We start from the raw sequence: 17,998 nt of genomic DNA, 5'->3' as shown, positions 1-17,998 counted from the left end.
AAGCATATTACTCTGTACTAATGTGCTGCAATAACTGTTAAGGCCACCTTAATATGGTAAGAAAAAGTATTAAACAAAAAATACAGCTATAAAACAATTGCATTACAGTGAAGGAAAACACATCGTCGGTTACAGTCACTATACCGTATCTAGATAGTGTCCAGCCATAACGAAAAGAATGCAATAAAGGCAACCCCACCATAAGTAAAAGTACCACGCTGTAAAATTGATTAATCGTGCTTAAAATCGACAGTTCAGCGAACAACATTAAGGGTAAACTGATACACAAACCAAATAAAAACACACCCGCTATTCTTTTATTAGAGCAGCTGGTCATTCGTAATATTTTTTTAGCCTCAGCCTCTTTTTCTATCGCATCATTATAGTGTTTTAATTCGTTTTCTCTTTTTAAAAATTCAGCCATTAATGCATTGAAATTCTCTGTGTATTTATCTTTATCTATATTAGCTTTTACATCGAACAATTCTTCAAGTGTATAGTTAGAATAATCTATTTTAATGGGGTAATTCCTTATAGAGTACTGTTTATAGCGGCTACAGAAAGTGCAATTCCTTCGCTAACCTTCTTAAATAACGTCAATAAAAACAAGTGACTATTACATTTAAAGTGCAAGTTAGACCCATAAAAAAACACGCAACAGATGCGTGCTTTATAATATATCTAAGGCTGACAAAATAGTAATTTAACCTACTTTAAGCTGCGCAGCTTGAATGTATTGCACGAGATCTTCAATAGAAACCACGGTCATATTATGCTTATTAGCATAATCACTCACTTCAGGTAAACGTGCCATTGAACCATCGGGGTTGGTAAGTTCGCAAATTACACCAAATGGTTTTAAGCCTGCAAGTTGCATTAAATCAACCGATGCTTCGGTATGACCACGGCGAACTAGCACCCCGCCAGTTTGTGCTTTTAAACCAAATACATGGCCAGGGCGCGATAAATCACTTGGTTTTGCATTATCGGCTGTAGCAGCTTTAATAGTAGTCACTCTATCAACGGCAGATACGCCGGTTGTAACACCGTGCTTAGCTTCAATAGTGACAGTATAAGCGGTGTTATTTTGACTGGTGTTATTGGTTACCATTTGCGGTAGGTCGAGCTGTTTAATACGCTCCTCTCCCATGCATAGGCATACAATACCACTGCCTTCGCGGATCATTTCGGCCATTTGTGGGGCCGTTAAATGCTCAGCTGAAAAAACAAAGTCGCCTTCGTTTTCGCGGTTTTCGTCATCAACAACAAGTACGCCTTGCCCTTGCTGTAATGCAGCAATTGCGCTTTGTACACGGATATGGCTTTCGCCGAATTGAGTAAGTAGAGACTGAATCATCATTATATTCCAAATAAAAAATAATAGATTCAGGACACAGAAAGGCATGGCAAAGCCATACAAATAAAATCGTATGGATTAAACCAAAACAGCATTAAAAATGCTCACCAAAAAGCTACGTTTTGGTGTACATAAATAAGCTATATTCTCTTTCATCCGGACTCTAACCGTCGGCTCTGGCATCTCACCAGATCTGCTTGACCTTTACTTAACCTATTTAAACACTGTAAAAACAAGTTAAATAAAGCGCTCGCGGGCTCATTTAAGTTACGAATAACATTAAACATACCGCCGGTGGGGAATTTCGCCCCGCCCTGAGAATTAACAGTAAGTGTTAGCACTTACTGCAAGCATATTATACGCCTGTATTTACTTGTTTTTCAAAACTAAATACCATAAATACTACGAAAGTTGAATATTTACCGATGCACTGTTTACTATACCTTCATTTATATCAGCAATAAGCGAACACATAGCACCGTTAACTAAATTTAAGTTAGGTTGAACGTGCCCTATGTCAGCATCAAAAATAACGGGAAATAAACACCCGCCCAACGCAACATCAAGCGCATGTCGATAGTCAAATGCATCATAATGACTTTGTGTAATTTCACTTCGCCCTAAAATCAAGCCATTAATGTCGTCAAATATGCCCGCTAGTTTTAATGACAGTAAAAATCGTGCAACAGTGGTAGGTGTAAGCTCTGAGTTTTCGAGGTATAAAATAAGCCCTTCTGGTGCACTGTCCTTTTTAAATTCATGCAGTGCTAAAAATGGTGAGTCGAGCAATAAGCCGACTGTATCTAAACATCCACCAAATAAACGGCCTGACATTTCTATGGTGCGTTTATCTGTATAGTTTAAACATTGCCATTTTGTGGGCTCACTAGGGCTTAGTAATTCATTCGGGTTTTGTGCGTAATTTGGCTTGTTTTTTTGATATAAAGAAGAAGGCCCTTGCTCAAATTTACTACCGGCTTCGTAAGTAAGAGTTTCGAATATTTGTAGGCTATACGCGTTTTTTTCATCTGGATGGAGCTGCATAAGATTAGCGCTGTGAAGTGTTGCCCATTGGCACTTAGCGGTGAGTGCACATGCAATAGTACTTACATCAGAAAACCCAACTAGCCATTTAGGTTTGGCTTGTTTAATCGCGTTAAAATCAAGTAGTGGCAATACCTCCATTGCCAGCTCACCACCCATTGGCGGCATAATGGCATCTATTTCATCATCTAGTAATAAACCCATTAGTTGCTCGGCATGGGCTTTAGCATTAAGCTCATTACGTGGTCTGTTTTGACGTAAAAACTCCCCCTCTACAACCTCATAGCCACGGTACTTTAATCCGTCTATTACAATATCTAATCGCCCGTGGTACTTCTCTTTTAGGCCTGATGACAGCGAGCAAATTGCAATTTTAGAGCCTACCTTTAAAGGCGCTGGGTAAAGAATATTAGCCATGAGTGTTCCTTTTTAATAATACCAACCTGCATAAATCTTTGATCAATTTAACGAATTAAATTGCACTATAACGTCGTTAAAAGTTTTTTATTTAGAACAACTAGATATAAAAACTTTTGCCTAGTTCTAGCGTAATTTTCTTAACGTTAAATAGACCCCATATATAAGCAGATTGGTATAAAGTGATTATGTACCTATATCATCATGCTTACTCTTTATGCAATATGAACACCCTGAACAGTATAGTGGTTAATTGTTATAGTGATTTATTTCAGGCATAAAAAAACCGATGTAATTACATCGGTTTTTATTTAAAAAGTTAAAGTGAGTTATGCGTTAAAGATACTCAACTTCAATGATTTCGAACTCAACAATACCTTTTGGCGTTTCAATAGACACAGCATCGTCCATTTGTTTACCAATTAAGCCACGCGCTATAGGAGAGTTAACAGATATTAAGTTATTTTTAATATTTGCTTCATCATCGCCTACAATACGGTATTTAACTTCAGCATCGGTTTCTACATTTACAATAGTGACCGTTGTACCAAAAATAACTCTACCGGTATTTGGCATTTTAGTTACATCGATAATTTGAACATTTGAAAGCTTTGCTTCAATTTCTTGAATACGACCTTCACAAAAACCCTGTTGCTCACGCGCAGCGTGGTACTCAGCGTTTTCTTTTAAGTCACCATGTTCACGTGCAACCGCAATATCACTTACGATTTTAGGACGGGTAACTGTTTTTAATTCGTTAAGCTCTTTACGCAGTAAATCTGCGCCACGAACTGTCATCGGAATTGATTGCATACTTTTCTCACTTAACACCAAGGCCCTAGTTGGCCTTGGCACATGTCCTTAGTTCAATCGCAGGTGTAACTCTTGAACTGACGTCACTTTACTACGGTCATCTGCTTTGTTAGCAGTACAGTTAGCGAATGCCGCGTTCAAGGTTGTCGTATAGTTGGTTTTATTTTGCAATGCACCACGACGTAACACCTTCGAATCTTCGATCGCTTGGCGACCTTCGGTGGTATTGACGATATAGCTGTACTCTTTATTCTTGATATAATCAAGAATATGCGGGCGGCCTTCATATACTTTGTTTACACGTCGTACTTCAATGCCAGCTTCTTCAAGAGCCTCTGCCGTGCCACCAGTTGCGTCAATTTCAAAACCTAAGTCGGTCATGATTTTGGCTAATTCAACAATACGTGGCTTATCGCTATTACGAACAGATAATAACGCGCGACCACCGCGTGGTAAAGTATTGCTTGCACCTAATTGTGCTTTTGCGAATGCTTCGGCGAAAGTATCGCCAACACCCATCACTTCACCTGTTGAACGCATCTCAGGGCCTCGGATTGGATCCACACCTTGAAACTTAGCAAACGGCAGTACAACTTCTTTAACACTGTAGTAAGGAGGAATCACTTCTTTAGTAATGCCTTGGCTTGCTAAAGACTGACCCGCCATACAACGCGCAGCTACTTTTGCAAGCGCCACACCGGTTGCTTTAGAAACAAACGGTACAGTACGTGCAGCACGTGGGTTAACTTCAATTAGATACACTTTGCCTTCTTTTACTGCAAACTGTGTATTCATCAAACCAACAACACCAAGTTCAAGCGCCATGTCGGTAACTTGCTTGCGCATTACGTCTTGCACTTCTTGTGATAAAGAATGTGCAGGTAATGAACATGCTGAGTCACCCGAGTGAACACCCGCTTGTTCAATGTGCTCCATGATACCGCCAATGATTACCTGCTCACCGTCACAAATTGCGTCAACGTCAACTTCAATCGCATTATCTAAGAAACGATCCAGTAATACCGGTGCTTCATTCGATGCTTGTACAGCTTCGGTCATGTAGCGACGTAAATCGTCTTCATCGTATACAATTTCCATTGCACGACCGCCTAGTACATACGAAGGGCGTACAACAAGTGGAAAGCCGATTTCAACTGATTTAAGTAGTGCTTCTTCTGTTGATGTTACCGTTGCATTTTGTGGTTGAAGAAGGTCTAAACGTTCTACAAGTTGTTGGAAACGTTCGCGGTCTTCTGCACGGTCAATCGCATCTGGTGAAGTACCAATTACTGGCACGCCGTTTGCTTCAAGCTCACGCGCTAGTTTAAGTGGTGTTTGACCACCGTACTGCACGATAACGCCTTTTGGCTTTTCAACACGTACGATCTCAAGTACGTCTTCAAGTGTAATTGGCTCGAAGTATAAACGATCCGAAGTATCGTAATCGGTAGATACCGTTTCAGGGTTACAGTTAACCATGATGGTTTCATAACCGTCTTCACGAAGCGCAAGCGAGGCATGTACACAACAGTAATCAAACTCAATACCTTGACCGATACGGTTAGGACCACCACCAATAACCATGATTTTATCACGATCTGTTGGGTTAGCTTCACACTCTTCATCGTAAGTTGAATACATGTAAGCGGTATCTGAACTAAACTCTGCGGCGCATGTATCAACGCGTTTATATACTGGCACAATGTTTAATAAATGACGTTTTTTACGAATTTCAGCTTCTGATACACCAGCAATTTCTGCTATACGCGGATCTGCAAAGCCTTTACGTTTTAACTTACGTAGGAAGTCAGCATTTAAACCCGCCATGCCTACTTTCGCAATTTTTGCTTCGTCTTTTAAAATGTCTTCTATTTGTACTAAAAACCAGCGGTTAACTTTAGTCAGTTCGTAAACATCGTCAACGCTCATGCCATGGCGCATTGCATCTGCAATGTACCAAATACGCTCAGCGCCTGGCTCGCGTAGTTCGCGGATGATTTTTTCTTTTGCTTTAGGGTCATCAAGCGCAACTATTGGGTTAAAACCCGTAGCGCCCACTTCAAGACCGCGTAATGCTTTTTGTAGTGACTCTTGTTGATTACGACCAATCGCCATTACTTCGCCAACTGATTTCATTTGCGTAGTTAAACGGTCGTTTGCACCAGCAAATTTTTCAAAGTTAAAGCGAGGAATTTTTGTTACTACATAGTCGATTGAAGGCTCAAAAGACGCAGGTGTTTTACCACCCGTAATGTCGTTTTGAAGTTCATCAAGCGTGTAACCTACAGCTAATTTTGCAGCAATTTTAGCAATTGGGAAACCCGTTGCCTTAGAAGCAAGTGCAGATGAGCGTGATACACGTGGGTTCATCTCGATGATAACCATGCGACCATCTTCAGGATTAATACCAAACTGTACGTTAGAGCCGCCAGTTTCTACACCAATTTCACGAAGAACCGCCATAGAGGCATTACGCATTAATTGGTATTCTTTGTCTGTTAATGTTTGTGCAGGTGCAACGGTGATTGAATCACCTGTGTGCACACCCATTGGGTCAAAGTTTTCAATGGTACAAACAATAATACAGTTGTCTTTTTTGTCGCGAACAACTTCTGTTTCGTATTCTTTCCAACCAATCAGTGATTCATCAATCAGTAATTCGTTCGTTGGCGATAAGTCTAAACCACGTTCACAAATTTCTTCAAACTCTTCTAAGTTATACGCTACACCGCCGCCGGTGCCGCCCATAGTAAAAGAAGGTCTGATAATACAGGGTAAACCAATGCGCGTAATGATGTCTTTGGCTTCATCCATAGAGTGAGCAATCTCAGCACGTGGACATTCTAAACCAATGTTTTTCATTGCAATATCGAAACGTTCGCGGTTTTCTGCTTTGTCGATTGCATCAGCGGTTGCACCAATAAGCTCAACGCCATGCTTAGCCAGTACACCGTGCTTATCTAAATCAAGTGCACAGTTTAATGCAGTTTGACCACCCATTGTAGGTAGTACTGCATCAGGCTTTTCTTTTTCAATAATTTTTTCTACCACTTCCCAGTGAATTGGTTCGATGTAGGTCGCATCGGCCATTTCAGGGTCGGTCATAATAGTGGCTGGGTTTGAGTTAACTAATATAACTCGGTAGCCTTCTTCTCTAAGTGCTTTACACGCTTGAGCGCCAGAGTAGTCAAACTCACACGCTTGACCAATTACAATTGGGCCTGCGCCTAAGATAAGAATGCTTTTTATGTCGGTACGTTTTGGCATTATTACTCCAGTTAAATTAGTGTTTACGCGCTTGCATCAAATCGATGAAGTGGTCAAATAATGGTGCTGCATCGTGCGGACCAGGGCTTGCTTCAGGGTGACCCTGGAAGCTAAACGCAGGTTTATCTGTACGATGAATACCTTGAAGCGTTCCGTCAAATAACGATTTGTGCGTGGCACGAAGCGTACTTGGCAGGCTTGACTCTTGAGCTGCAAAACCATGGTTTTGAGCCGTGATCATAACTACATCGCGGTCTAGGTCTTTAACTGGGTGGTTAGCGCCGTGGTGGCCAAATTTCATTTTTTCTGTTTTAGCACCTGAGGCAAGGGCTAATAACTGATGACCTAAACAGATACCAAAAATTGGTGTGTCGGTTTCTAAAAAGGTTTTAATTGCATCAATAGCGTAAGTACATGGCTCAGGATCGCCAGGGCCATTAGATAGGAAGATACCATCAGGGTTTAAAGCCAGTACGTCAGCGGCAGAGGTTTGCGCTGGTACTACTGTAAGTTTACAGCCACGGTCTACAAGCATACGCAAAATATTACGCTTTACACCGAAGTCGTAGGCAACAACATGAAACTTTTCATCAGCAGCATCAAGGGTTTTAAATCCTTCGCCTAATGTCCAGCTTGATTCGCGCCACTCAAAATTTTCCTTGGTTGAGACAACTTTTGCTAAATCCATACCTTTTAAGCCTGGGAAGGCTTGCGCGGCTTGTAGCGCTTTATTTTCGTCTAGCTCGTCGCCAGCAATAATACACCCGTTTTGTGCGCCTTTATCACGCAAAATTCGAGTTAACTTTCTGGTGTCGATGTCCGCAATACCTAAAATATTACGTTCTTTTAAGTAATCATCTAACGATTGCTCGTTACGAAAATTACTTGCTAGCAGTGGCAAATCACGGATCACTAGGCCTTTAGCCCAAATTTGATTCGCTTCTTCGTCTTCGCTGTTGGTACCCGTATTACCGATATGTGGGTACGTCAAAGTTACGATTTGTTCCGCGTATGATGGATCAGTCAAAATTTCTTGATAACCAGTCATAGACGTATTGAATACTACTTCACCGACTGACATGCCGTCAGCGCCGATTGCAGTACCGCGAAACACTGTGCCGTCTTCTAGGACTAACAGAGCGGATTTAGTCAAGTTAAACCTCCTAACAGTAAAAAACGGGAGTAAGCAATTGCTTAACACCCCGCCAATACCCAGAGGGATCGTCAAAACTAGATTTTTGTGAGCTTAAATAGTTTTACGCAGTCTTAAATGATGCCGATATAAAACACTAAACCTTCAATCATTTTTTCTTGCCTAAAACTATTTTTATTCCCACTGAAACCCAGGATTTACTAGCCATTTGGGTATAATTGGAAACACGCATTTAGTAATTTTTGGCAAATTGGCTGCATATTACATGAAGTTGCTATTTAGGTCTAACACTTTTTAGTAAATTGTTACAAACAAGTCACTGTAGGTGAAATTAGACCCAAACAGTTAAAAAAGTAACTAAACTACTTAAGATCTAGCACATCTTGCATATCATAAAGTCCTGCAGGTTTGTTTCTCAACCAGCTTGCAGCCCTTACAGCACCTAGAGCGAACGTCATTCTTGAACTTGCTTTGTGGGTTAATTCAAGCCTTTCGCCCATTGTAGCGAAGTATGCAGTGTGTTCACCTACTATATCGCCCCCTCTTAGTACCGAATAACCAATCTCATTTTGCGATTTAGCTGTTTCCACTTGGCTGCGGTTGTATACAGCAACTTCGTCGTGATCCCAGCCTTTAGCTTGTGCAATTGATTCGCCAATGGCTAATGCTGTGCCCGATGGCGCATCGATTTTATGACGATGATGCGCTTCAAATATTTCAATATCTAAATCGTCACCAAACTTAGTTGCCGCTGTTTGTACTAGGTTTAATAGTACATTTACGCCAACACTGTAGTTTCGGGCAAATACAATTGGAATATGTTTGGCTGCATCGTGTAGTAGCACCATATCCTCGGTTGTTAAACCCGTTGTACCAATAACCATAGGAATTTTTTGTGCTACAGCGGTTTTTAAATGATTTTTCATACCTGCAGGAAGCGTAAAGTCGATTAAAACATCTACATTATCTATTGTGGTTTCTTCGCTAAAGCTAACACTGTTGTCGGCTGCGCTATTTACTTGATTTACATTAATGCCTAATAACGATGAACTACCACGAACGTATGCACCTGTAAGTTGTGTTTGCTCTTTAATTGTCACTGCTTCTAATAGAGCTAAGCCCATTCTGCCATTAGCACCAAAAACGCCTATTCGATTTGTAGTCATTGTTTTTACCTAATTTAATTTAAATCCATTTTTTACTAATCTGAGTATATATCCGAAGCATTGCAAATACGCGCTTGGGCATTTTTATGCAGTTGGACAAATATTAATCGCTGAAAATAGCGTTACTTTGTAGATATTATCTAAAAGTCATGCAATAGTCAGGTGACCTTTTAATTTAATAATAATAACAATACCAGTTTACTTTAGCCATCTATACATTTAAACTTCTCTTTCGCGTCGATTTGGTCTTTGGCTTGCGGGCGCTGCGGTCTTCTTAATTAATAAAATAAGAGTGACTCGCTAAATTCAGCTAAAAGAGGAGTTTTTGGCTGTTGTATTACTAAACTGTTTACGAGGAATATGATGCAGCCATCATTTAATAAAAACAAAGCTATACTTTCTTTACTTCCCCTACTGACCTTTGTAGCACTATTTTTAGGCTCTGGTTTGTACTTGCAATCGCAAGGGGTTGATTACGCTTTTTATCAACTTCCTGCTCCCGTAGCTATACTACCTGCCATTATGCTTGCGTTTATTTTAAACAAGGGCACGGTAAACGAATGTGTTGAGACTTTTATTAAAGGTGCTGGGCACAATAATATTATAACCATGTGTTTAATTTACCTACTTGCAGGTGCGTTTTCAGCCGTGGCTAGTGCAACCGGTGGTGTTGACGCGGTAGTAAATGCAGGTTTATCACTTATTCCTCCCGCTTTGTTGCTCCCAGGATTATTTTTAATTGCTGCTGTTGTATCTACAGCTATGGGAACGTCAATGGGTACTATTGGTGCTATTGGCCCTATTGCTTATGCGGTGTCTATTAAAACAGGTATAGATCCAGCATTAATGGCAGGTACGATTGTATCAGGTGCTATGTTTGGCGATAACTTATCAATTATTTCAGACACGACTATTGCAGCCACACGTACACAGGGCTGTGAAATGAAAGATAAGTTTAAAGAAAATCTTAAAATTGCAGTCCCTGCTGCAATACTAACTATTGGCTTGTTGTTTTATTTAACACCCGCAGCGCAAGTTGTTGAAACCAAGGATTACGATATTTGGTTAGTACTTCCGTATGCCTTTATTTTAGTGTTAGCAGTTGCTGGCCTAAACGTATTTGTGGTGTTGTTTAGCGGTATTATTTTTGCTGCATTAATGGGCTTTACAGGAAGCTATGAAGGCGCAAGCTTTGTAAAAGATATTTACAAAGGCTTTACCGATATGCAGGAAATATTTTTACTATCAATGTTTATTGGTGGCTTATCTGAATTCATTCGTATTAATGGTGGCCTTGATTACATTGCTCAAAAAATTCAAGCGATTACTAAAATCATTGCAAAATGGCATCGTAAAGTAGCCGATCAATTAGGTATTGCCGCACTCGTTATGACAAGTAATATGTGTATTGCTAATAACACCGTATCTATTATTGTTGCTGGCCCTATTGCTAAAAAGCTTGCTGACGACGGTGAAATAACCGGAAAACGCTCTGCAAGTTTACTTGATATTTTTGCTTGTGTAACGCAAGGCTCACTGCCTTATGGCGCTCAAGCACTATTGTTAGGTGCAACCTTTAAAATTAGTCCGTGGGAAGTATCAACGTCTTCTTATTACTGCTTTATTTTAGCCTTTACTGCAATTGCTATCATTTGTTTACGTCGCAATAAAGCATAATAAATTGATTTAGTGCATGTTGCAGCTTATTAAGTAGGCTGCAACATGTGTTAAATTAGCGATCAACAAATCAATCTCTTCTGCTATAATCTTTGCTTCCGCGTGTCACTAAAATTATAGTTATTAAACAGTTATGAAATTTAAAAAATTACTCCCTTTTATTACCCTTACTTCTCTTGCTTTATCATCATCTGCTTTTGCTGCCAATTGGAGCAGTACAGCAGTACATATAAATAATGGTAGCCAAAAAAATCCATTTTCTAAGCAAGAGTCTGATACTACTGTGTATTCAATCCAACATGCCTCTGGTTATGACTACGGCGATAACTTCTTTTTTATTGATTACAGTAAAGACGATACAACTGATGGCTACCAAGATAGTGACTTTTATGGGGAGTGGTACTCAACCGTTAGCTTGTCTGCCATTACTGGTAAGCAAATTGGCTCTGGCGTATTATTAGATGTTGGCTTAACGGGCGGTATTAACGTTGCTGGTGATGCAAAAGTAATGAAGTATCTACCAGGTGTAAAATTAAGCTGGGATGTACCTGGGTTTAACTTTTTTCAAACTTTAGTAACTGCCTACATTGATGACAGTGAAGGTGTGGCTAAAGGCGGCGCACCTATTGAAACAAATAGCTGGATGCTTGATGTAGCGTTTGAATACCCTTTTACCATTGGCTCGCAAAAGTTTAGCTTTAAAGGCCACGCTGAGTACATTGCTGAGCGTGAAGATGAGTTTGGCAACGATGTAGAAGCTTGGATACTCGCACAGCCTATTTTAGTGTGGGATATTGGCCATGCCATGCAAATGAAAGAAAACACCTTACTGTTGGGTATGGAGCTTCAGTATTGGCACAATAAACTAGGTACTGAAGTTACTGAATCGGTTCCGCAAATACATGTTGAGTGGACTTTTTAAACACCTCGTATCCATTTTAAATAATGTGAATTTTAAGCGGAGCTATACTTTTAGCTCCGCTTTTTTGGTTAACCTAAAACATTCAATTGAACAGGTTTAAATACTTAGTTATTGTTGTACTTCTTTTTAAGCCAACTTTTAAGCCAAGCGCTCGCCTTTAATAGGAGTTACTGAATGTCGTCGATTAAAGTGATTTGTTTTTCTACTTTATTGTTGCTAACCAATAATGCCTTAGCAGGTACCTCACAAGATACATCCGCCCTTTCCTATGATGCACTTTTAAGTAATTACCAGTATGATTTTAAAGTAAATTACTTTGCACTTGAGTCGCAAAAACAATCATTAAAAATGGCTTATATTTACTTAAAGCCAACCAAAGCCGATATGCCTGTTGTTACACTTATGCATGGTAAAAACTTTAACGCCGATTACTGGACTACAACAGTCCAATACCTGCAATCACTTGGCTTTGGGGTATTAATCCCTGATCAAATTGGTTTTGGTAAGTCGTCTAAACCAACAGATTACCAGTATTCATTTGCGGCGCTTGCTCATCATACGCACGCATTAATGGACTCGCTTAATATTAAAGAGTCTGTTGTTCTTGGGCACTCGATGGGCGGAATGTTAGCAAGTCGCTTTACGTTAATGTATCCAAATACAACTACAAAGCTAATTTTATTAAACCCTATTGGGCTTGAAAACTACCTACAATATGTTGATTATAAAGATACTAATTTTTTCTATAAAAACGAGCTATCAAAAACACCTGAAGGTGTTAAACGTTATCAACAAAAAAACTATTACGATGGCAAGTGGAATGCTACATACTCAGCCTTAACCGACTTTATAACAGGGCAGATACAAGGCCCAGATAAAGAAAAAATGGCGTGGGTAAATGCTAAAACATACGACATGATTTTCACCCAACCTGTAATAACCGAATTTAAAGATTTGACTGTGCCGGTTAAATTAATTATTGGCACACGAGATAGAACCGGTCCTGGTCGTAACTGGAAAAAAGACGGTGTAGATTACGAGCTCGGCCGTTACGATAAGTTAGGCAAAAATGCCGCATCACTTATCCCTAATGCTAAATTATATGAGCTTGATAATTTAGGGCATTTGCCGCAAATTGAAGATTTTGATCGTTTTAAAGATGTATTAAAAAAGGCGCTTACAACTAAATAGAAGTGAGTGCTGAATATAAAAACCCTGTAAGTAAACTACTTACAGGGTTTTTATTATAGAAGCTAAATTACAACTTACATTGTGGGTTTTTACCCTGTGCCTTAGCAGTGCTTTGCTCACTAAGTGCTTTACTCATTTGTGCTTGTAAGTCTTTAATACGACTACTTGGCGCTGGGTGAGTTGATAAAAACTCAGGTGTTGTACCACTACCTGCTGCACTCATATTTTGCCAAAGCGTTACCGACTCTTCTGGATTAAAGCCAGCTTCAGCCATTAAATCTAAGCCAATTTCATCAGCTTCTGACTCGTGAGAACGGCTAAATGGTAAAACAACACCGTATTGCGCGCCTAAGCCTAAGCCTTGCATAATTTCGTTACGGTATTGAATGTTACCCATTTCAAGTGCTGCACTACCAAGCTGCATGCCTGTATCTAAAATAGAGCTTTGTGAAACTCGCTCATTTGAATGCTCAGCAATTACGTGCCCTACTTCGTGCCCTAACACTGTTGCTAATTGGTCTTGATTGGTGGCTATTTTTAATAATCCCGTATGAACCCCAATGTAACCGCCAGGTAGTGCAAAAGCGTTAGCAGATTCATCTTCAAATACAACCACTTCCCAATTTTGCGACGCGTATTCTTTTGGTAATACAGCCACTACTTTTTCAGCAATGCAATTTACATATGCATTTGTTTTTGCATCTTTATTAATTGGCTGAGATGCTTTCATTTCGGCAAAACTAGCAGTGCCCATTTCACTCATTTCTTGGTCTGAGTAAAGTGCTATTTGTGTGCGCCCTGTTGGTGACGTTTTACAACCGGCCAAAACGGCTGTCGCTAATACTGCAAGTACTAGTTTTTTCATGATAATTCTCTTAAGTAATTAATTTTTTATTGCTTATAGAATAGCAAACACAGTGCCAGTTTAAAATCTTTGCTTTATATACACTATATTAAAAAGATGAGATAAGACGATAAAGTTAGCAGGCAAACTAAGTTTATCCAAATACAATGCCCTGTTACACTATAGGCCTTGTTTTTAGTGATTGTTGAGTTTACACATGGACGCCTCAGCCTCGTCTTTTAATACCCGTATTTTATTACCCTTATTAGCCAGTATTGTGGCAATTACTCCATTGGCTATTGATATGTACTTGCCTGCTATGCTGGTAATTGCAAACGATTTACAAACTAATATGCCAAATGTTCAAATATCGTTAAGTATTTACTTAGCGGGCTATTCTTTAGGTATGTTATTTTTTGGCCCAATTGCCGATCAAATTGGCCGTCGCAAGCTTGCACGTATTGGCTTAACCCTATTTGGCGCAAGCTCACTTGCTTTGGCATTTACAACCGAAATCCATGCGTTTTGGACTCTTAGAGCAGTGCAAGCATTTACCGGAGCGGCAGCAACCGTAGTCGTACCGGGTATTATTCGCCATATTTATCAGCAAAATACAGCTAAGGGAATGTCGTATGTGTCGATGATCATGATGGTAGCACCGTTAGTAGCCCCCTCTGTTGGTTCGTTTATTTTAGGATTTTCTGTTTGGTCAACCATATTTTTGGTTCTTGCTGGATATAGCTTTTTAATATTAGCGTTTGTACAAGTGTATTTAATAGATATACCTATTCATAAAAATGAGAAAAAAGGCCTCGCTCTATTTTTTGACAGCTATAAAACAGTACTGAGTAATAAAGACGCACGTGCGGATATACTCAGTTCTATGTTTGTATCCTTTGGATTTTTTTGCTTTTTGACCTCAGTACCATTTATTTATTTAGATTTATATGAAGTGTCAGAACAGTTATTTGGTGTGTTATTTGCGTTTAATGTAATGGCGCTTATGTTTGGTAACTTTTTAAATACGCGAATTGTACCAAGGCTGGGCTCTCGAAAAATGCTCTATATTGGGCTTGTATGTGGGTTTGTATCGGGGCTTGCGCTGTTAACATTTAGCTTATTGCACTTATCACTTTATTATATTGTGGCTGCTATTGCGCCATTAATGATGAGTTTAGGTGTCACTGCAAGTAATGCTGATTCGCTAATATTAATGAAGTTTGAAAGAAACACAGGTACAGCAACGGCCGTAATTGGCACACTTCGTTTTGGTAGTGGTGCATTAGTTGGCCCGTTACTCGCCATTATGCATGCAAAAAGCGCAGTACCATTTTCAAGTTTAATGTTTAGTGCTGTGTTACTCACTATGCTCGTACAGCTAATTCACTATAAAAAAGACAAAAAAAATGCCTCAATATGAGGCATTTTTATCAAAGCTAATAACCTTAAATTAATTAAGCGTCTGCAGCTTTAGAAACCATAACCATTGCAGGGCGTAATAAACGACCATTCAATGTGTAACCTTTTTGCATAACAGCAAGTACTGTATTAGGTGTTACATCGTTACTTGGTTGAATTGACATTGCTTGATGAAAATCTGGATTAAACTGCTCACCTTGTGGGTTTACAATTTCAACACCAAATTTAGAAACAGCGTCATTAAAGCTCTTAACCGTCATATCGATACCTTCAAGCAACGGCTTTAGTGTCTCATTTTCTTTATCAGAAAATTCAATAGCACGTTCAAGGTTATCAATTACAGGTAGTAATTCGTTAGCAAATTTTTCTAGTGCAAATTTATGCGCTTTTTCTACATCTTGTGCTGCACGACGACGAATATTATCTACATCTGCTGCGGCACGAACAACACCGTCTTTTTGATCAGCAATTGTTTGCTTTGCAGCTTCAAGCTCTGCATATAACATCGCAATTTCTGCTTCAGGGCTTTGTTCTTGTTCTGCATGCTGATCAGCGGCTTCTACTGCTGCTTCTACATCAGCCTGCATTTTAGAAATTTCTTCGTTTAATTCTACTTCTTGCTCAGGGTTTTGTGTCTGCTCAGACATAAAATACGTGCTCCAATTCTTTACAACTGCGGTAATTATGGGGATTGAATAAAAAGATTCAAGAGTTAGATACCTCAATTAATTTAAATTCTTGAATTATTTCTTCAATCTGCGCTGATTTAGGACAAATTATACAAAAACGGCTTTGATATTCTTGATTTTTAAAGTACGGCACGCTTATTACAATTAATTCATCGCACTCAGTAAAAGGTAATTTTTCGCTATTAAGTACCGATACACCATTTTTAAAAGCAAGCTTATCTTCTACATAATTTAAAAACGAAACACCAATATTTAAACTTTGTTCGCAGTCTATTTGTTTGTAGAGGTAATTTTCACCAACAACAATACTATTATCTGAGCCTAATTTTTGGCTTAGTTGTCGCGTCCATTGATTAAGCGAATCATGACAATTTCGAGGCGCTGTATTTGCCATAGCTTGCATACGGTACAAACCTTCCATTAAGGTTTGTTGGCTAAATACAGTGTTCAACCAAGTGGCAAATTGATAACGAACAGAGTCTGACGAATCATGAGGTTTATCAATACAAATATTGTGACTCTGCCCTGCCCTATCTATTAATAAAATAAGCCAGTCGGTAGAATCAAAATCAAGCACTTCTACTCTAAACACTTGCTGTGAACTGGCTTGAGGTAAACCAACACAACAACATACTTGGTATTTTTGGCTCAAACCATGCGCTAGCTCAACGAGTTGTGACTGCTGTGGTTGCCAATAATTAGCAATATCAGCAAGCACAAAAAATTCGTCAAACCAATAATCAAACCCTTCATTTGTCGGCACTCGCCCTGCGGATGTATGAGGTGAATACAATAAGCCCACTTTTTCTAAGCGAGCCATAGCATTACGAACCGTAGCCGAACACACAGCCATGCCTTTGAGCTTGGCAATTTTTGTTGATGGAACAGGCAAGCCTTCACCATTACAGTACATGTTCATAACAGCTGAAAAAATTTGCTGATCTCGTGGGTTTAGTTTCATGGTATCTACATCTTGTTGCATGAAAGAGATATCGGGGCGTTTAGTTCTTTTTCAAGTCGTGCGGCTAACTCACAGTGAATAAAACTGATGGTTTATAATATTGCTATAATCTGTATTTTCAAACACTTCTGTTTTGAGTTACTCTACAATTATTAAATCTCTTTGTGCGTACATTATGGACTCTCCTTTTAACACCATAGGCCTAATTGGCAAACCTAATCATCCGGGAGCAGCGGCTACTCTGCAGCGTTTACATACCTTTTTACTTGCGCTTGGCTTTGAGGTAATAGTAGAAAAACGCACAGGGAGTCAGTTAGACGATATTCCGCATGACAAACTTGTTAAGTTAGTCGACTTAGGTGAACAAGCCGATTTAGCCATTGTTGTAGGCGGTGACGGTAACATGCTTGGCGCAGCTCGCGTACTTGCGCGCTTTAACATTGCTGTAATTGGTGTAAATAGAGGCAACCTTGGCTTTTTAACTGATTTAAACCCCGAAGGGTTTGAAGCGAGCTTAGAGCAAGTACTCAGTGGTGAGTATCTTGAAGAAAAACGTTTTTTATTAGAAGTAGAAGTATATCGCCACAACGAATTAAAAAGTGCAAACTCAGCCGTTAACGAAGCGGTACTTCATGCCGATAAAGTAGCGCACATGATTGAATTTGAAGCTTTTATAAATAATGACTTTGTGTTTTCTCAGCGCTCCGATGGTTTAATAGTATCAACCCCGACAGGCTCTACGGCGTATTCACTTTCAGGTGGCGGTCCAATATTAACGCCAGAACTAAATGCTATATCGTTAGTACCTATGTTTCCTCATACCTTATCTAGCAGACCTTTAGTGGTAGATGCCGATAATGAAGTTCGTTTAAAGCTAAGCCTAGAAAATACAGATAGCCTACAGGTAAGCTGCGACAGCCACGTAGTGCTAGCCGTATTACCCGGCGATGAGGTAGTAATTAAAAAAGCCGATAAACAATTGCGCTTAATTCATCCAAAAAATTACTCTTACTACAACGTTTTACGTACAAAACTGAATTGGGGTAGTCGTTTGTACTAATTTTATTGCCAAATTTAG

The 17,998-nt window shown here is 39.5% G+C and carries 15 protein-coding genes and 1 riboswitch; of the genes, 5 read left to right on the top strand and 10 right to left on the bottom strand.

All coding sequences use genetic code 11. From position 1 onward, the window contains the following. Window positions 1-37: 37 nt before the first annotated feature. The 7 genes from GQR52_RS09440 to dapB all read right to left on the bottom strand — a co-directional run bounded on the left by GQR52_RS09440 (window position 38) and on the right by dapB (window position 9,217). Window positions 38-424: a hypothetical protein gene (locus GQR52_RS09440; protein WP_165728247.1), complete on the bottom strand. Its 387-nt coding sequence runs from the start codon at window positions 422-424 to the stop codon at window positions 38-40. A 279-nt stretch (window positions 425-703) separates the two neighbouring features. After that, entirely contained in the window at window positions 704-1,357 is a 654-nt protein-coding gene (gene ribB, locus GQR52_RS09435) for a 3,4-dihydroxy-2-butanone-4-phosphate synthase (protein ID WP_165728274.1), read from the bottom strand. 140 nt (window positions 1,358-1,497) lie between these two features. Then, window positions 1,498-1,683: riboswitch (FMN riboswitch) on the bottom strand. A 76-nt stretch (window positions 1,684-1,759) separates the two neighbouring features. Continuing rightward, complete coding sequence (locus GQR52_RS09430) at window positions 1,760-2,818, bottom strand: S66 peptidase family protein (RefSeq protein ID WP_165728246.1); 1,059 nt, start codon at window positions 2,816-2,818, stop codon at window positions 1,760-1,762. Between the two features lie 336 nt (window positions 2,819-3,154). Next, on the bottom strand, window positions 3,155-3,631 hold the full coding sequence (gene greA / locus GQR52_RS09425) for a transcription elongation factor GreA (RefSeq protein WP_165728245.1): 477 nt from the start codon (window positions 3,629-3,631) through the stop codon (window positions 3,155-3,157). Window positions 3,632-3,679: 48 nt separating this feature from the next. Continuing rightward, window positions 3,680-6,898: a carbamoyl-phosphate synthase large subunit gene (gene carB / locus GQR52_RS09420; RefSeq protein ID WP_165728244.1), complete on the bottom strand. Its 3,219-nt coding sequence runs from the start codon at window positions 6,896-6,898 to the stop codon at window positions 3,680-3,682. A gap of 16 nt (window positions 6,899-6,914) precedes the next feature. After that, window positions 6,915-8,051: a glutamine-hydrolyzing carbamoyl-phosphate synthase small subunit gene (gene carA, locus GQR52_RS09415; protein ID WP_007375827.1), complete on the bottom strand. Its 1,137-nt coding sequence runs from the start codon at window positions 8,049-8,051 to the stop codon at window positions 6,915-6,917. A 362-nt stretch (window positions 8,052-8,413) separates the two neighbouring features. Further along, complete coding sequence (gene dapB, locus GQR52_RS09410; RefSeq protein WP_165728243.1) at window positions 8,414-9,217, bottom strand: 4-hydroxy-tetrahydrodipicolinate reductase; 804 nt, start codon at window positions 9,215-9,217, stop codon at window positions 8,414-8,416. A gap of 363 nt (window positions 9,218-9,580) precedes the next feature. Here dapB and GQR52_RS09405 point away from each other — a divergent pair, with 363 nt between their 5' ends. The 3 genes from GQR52_RS09405 (at window position 9,581) to GQR52_RS09395 (ending at window position 13,007) form a co-directional block, all read left to right on the top strand. After that, on the top strand, window positions 9,581-10,894 hold the full coding sequence (locus GQR52_RS09405; protein ID WP_165728273.1) for a Na+/H+ antiporter NhaC family protein: 1,314 nt from the start codon (window positions 9,581-9,583) through the stop codon (window positions 10,892-10,894). A 133-nt stretch (window positions 10,895-11,027) separates the two neighbouring features. Next, window positions 11,028-11,816 carry a nucleoside-binding protein gene (locus GQR52_RS09400; protein WP_165728242.1) on the top strand — a complete coding sequence of 263 codons (789 nt, stop codon included), beginning with the start codon at window positions 11,028-11,030 and terminating at the stop codon, window positions 11,814-11,816. Window positions 11,817-11,990: 174 nt separating this feature from the next. Beyond that, window positions 11,991-13,007 (top strand): alpha/beta hydrolase, encoded by a 1,017-nt coding sequence (locus tag GQR52_RS09395; protein ID WP_165728241.1) that lies wholly within the window; start codon window positions 11,991-11,993, stop codon window positions 13,005-13,007. A 67-nt stretch (window positions 13,008-13,074) separates the two neighbouring features. On the opposite strand, the gene GQR52_RS09390 is transcribed toward GQR52_RS09395, so the two are convergent. Further along, window positions 13,075-13,872 carry a M48 family metallopeptidase gene (locus tag GQR52_RS09390; RefSeq protein ID WP_165728240.1) on the bottom strand — a complete coding sequence of 266 codons (798 nt, stop codon included), beginning with the start codon at window positions 13,870-13,872 and terminating at the stop codon, window positions 13,075-13,077. A gap of 196 nt (window positions 13,873-14,068) precedes the next feature. Here GQR52_RS09390 and GQR52_RS09385 point away from each other — a divergent pair, with 196 nt between their 5' ends. Next, window positions 14,069-15,271, top strand: a complete 1,203-nt coding sequence (locus GQR52_RS09385) for a Bcr/CflA family efflux MFS transporter (RefSeq protein WP_165728239.1) — start codon at window positions 14,069-14,071, stop codon at window positions 15,269-15,271. A gap of 34 nt (window positions 15,272-15,305) precedes the next feature. Here GQR52_RS09385 and grpE read toward each other — a convergent pair whose 3' ends face one another. Continuing rightward, window positions 15,306-15,917: a nucleotide exchange factor GrpE gene (gene grpE / locus GQR52_RS09380; RefSeq protein ID WP_007375833.1), complete on the bottom strand. Its 612-nt coding sequence runs from the start codon at window positions 15,915-15,917 to the stop codon at window positions 15,306-15,308. A 58-nt stretch (window positions 15,918-15,975) separates the two neighbouring features. Continuing rightward, window positions 15,976-16,941: an HrcA family transcriptional regulator gene (locus tag GQR52_RS09375; protein ID WP_165728238.1), complete on the bottom strand. Its 966-nt coding sequence runs from the start codon at window positions 16,939-16,941 to the stop codon at window positions 15,976-15,978. A gap of 154 nt (window positions 16,942-17,095) precedes the next feature. Here GQR52_RS09375 and nadK point away from each other — a divergent pair, with 154 nt between their 5' ends. Then, complete coding sequence (nadK, locus tag GQR52_RS09370; protein ID WP_004335384.1) at window positions 17,096-17,980, top strand: NAD(+) kinase; 885 nt, start codon at window positions 17,096-17,098, stop codon at window positions 17,978-17,980. Window positions 17,981-17,998: the final 18 nt, after the last annotated feature.

The sequence above is a fragment of the Pseudoalteromonas sp. 31A1 genome (assembly GCF_011378815.1).
GTDB lineage: Bacteria > Pseudomonadota > Gammaproteobacteria > Enterobacterales > Alteromonadaceae > Pseudoalteromonas > Pseudoalteromonas arctica.
This window is presented reverse-complemented; position numbering and strand designations above follow the sequence as displayed.

Bases quoted from the DNA above. Each gene is read 5' to 3' on its own strand.
- GQR52_RS09375 (WP_165728238.1), bottom strand. From the start codon at position 16,941: ATGCAACAAGATGTAGATACCATGAAACTAAACCCACGAGATCAGCAA.
- GQR52_RS09390 (WP_165728240.1), bottom strand. From the start codon at position 13,872: ATGAAAAAACTAGTACTTGCAGTATTAGCGACAGCCGTTTTGGCCGGT.
- grpE (WP_007375833.1), bottom strand. From the start codon at position 15,917: ATGTCTGAGCAGACACAAAACCCTGAGCAAGAAGTAGAATTAAACGAA.
- nadK (WP_004335384.1), top strand. From the start codon at position 17,096: ATGGACTCTCCTTTTAACACCATAGGCCTAATTGGCAAACCTAATCAT.
- carB (WP_165728244.1), bottom strand. From the start codon at position 6,898: ATGCCAAAACGTACCGACATAAAAAGCATTCTTATCTTAGGCGCAGGC.
- GQR52_RS09395 (WP_165728241.1), top strand. From the start codon at position 11,991: ATGTCGTCGATTAAAGTGATTTGTTTTTCTACTTTATTGTTGCTAACC.
- GQR52_RS09405 (WP_165728273.1), top strand. From the start codon at position 9,581: ATGCAGCCATCATTTAATAAAAACAAAGCTATACTTTCTTTACTTCCC.
- GQR52_RS09385 (WP_165728239.1), top strand. From the start codon at position 14,069: ATGGACGCCTCAGCCTCGTCTTTTAATACCCGTATTTTATTACCCTTA.
- GQR52_RS09430 (WP_165728246.1), bottom strand. From the start codon at position 2,818: ATGGCTAATATTCTTTACCCAGCGCCTTTAAAGGTAGGCTCTAAAATT.
- GQR52_RS09400 (WP_165728242.1), top strand. From the start codon at position 11,028: ATGAAATTTAAAAAATTACTCCCTTTTATTACCCTTACTTCTCTTGCT.
- GQR52_RS09440 (WP_165728247.1), bottom strand. From the start codon at position 424: ATGGCTGAATTTTTAAAAAGAGAAAACGAATTAAAACACTATAATGAT.
- dapB (WP_165728243.1), bottom strand. From the start codon at position 9,217: ATGACTACAAATCGAATAGGCGTTTTTGGTGCTAATGGCAGAATGGGC.
- ribB (WP_165728274.1), bottom strand. From the start codon at position 1,357: ATGATTCAGTCTCTACTTACTCAATTCGGCGAAAGCCATATCCGTGTA.
- greA (WP_165728245.1), bottom strand. From the start codon at position 3,631: ATGCAATCAATTCCGATGACAGTTCGTGGCGCAGATTTACTGCGTAAA.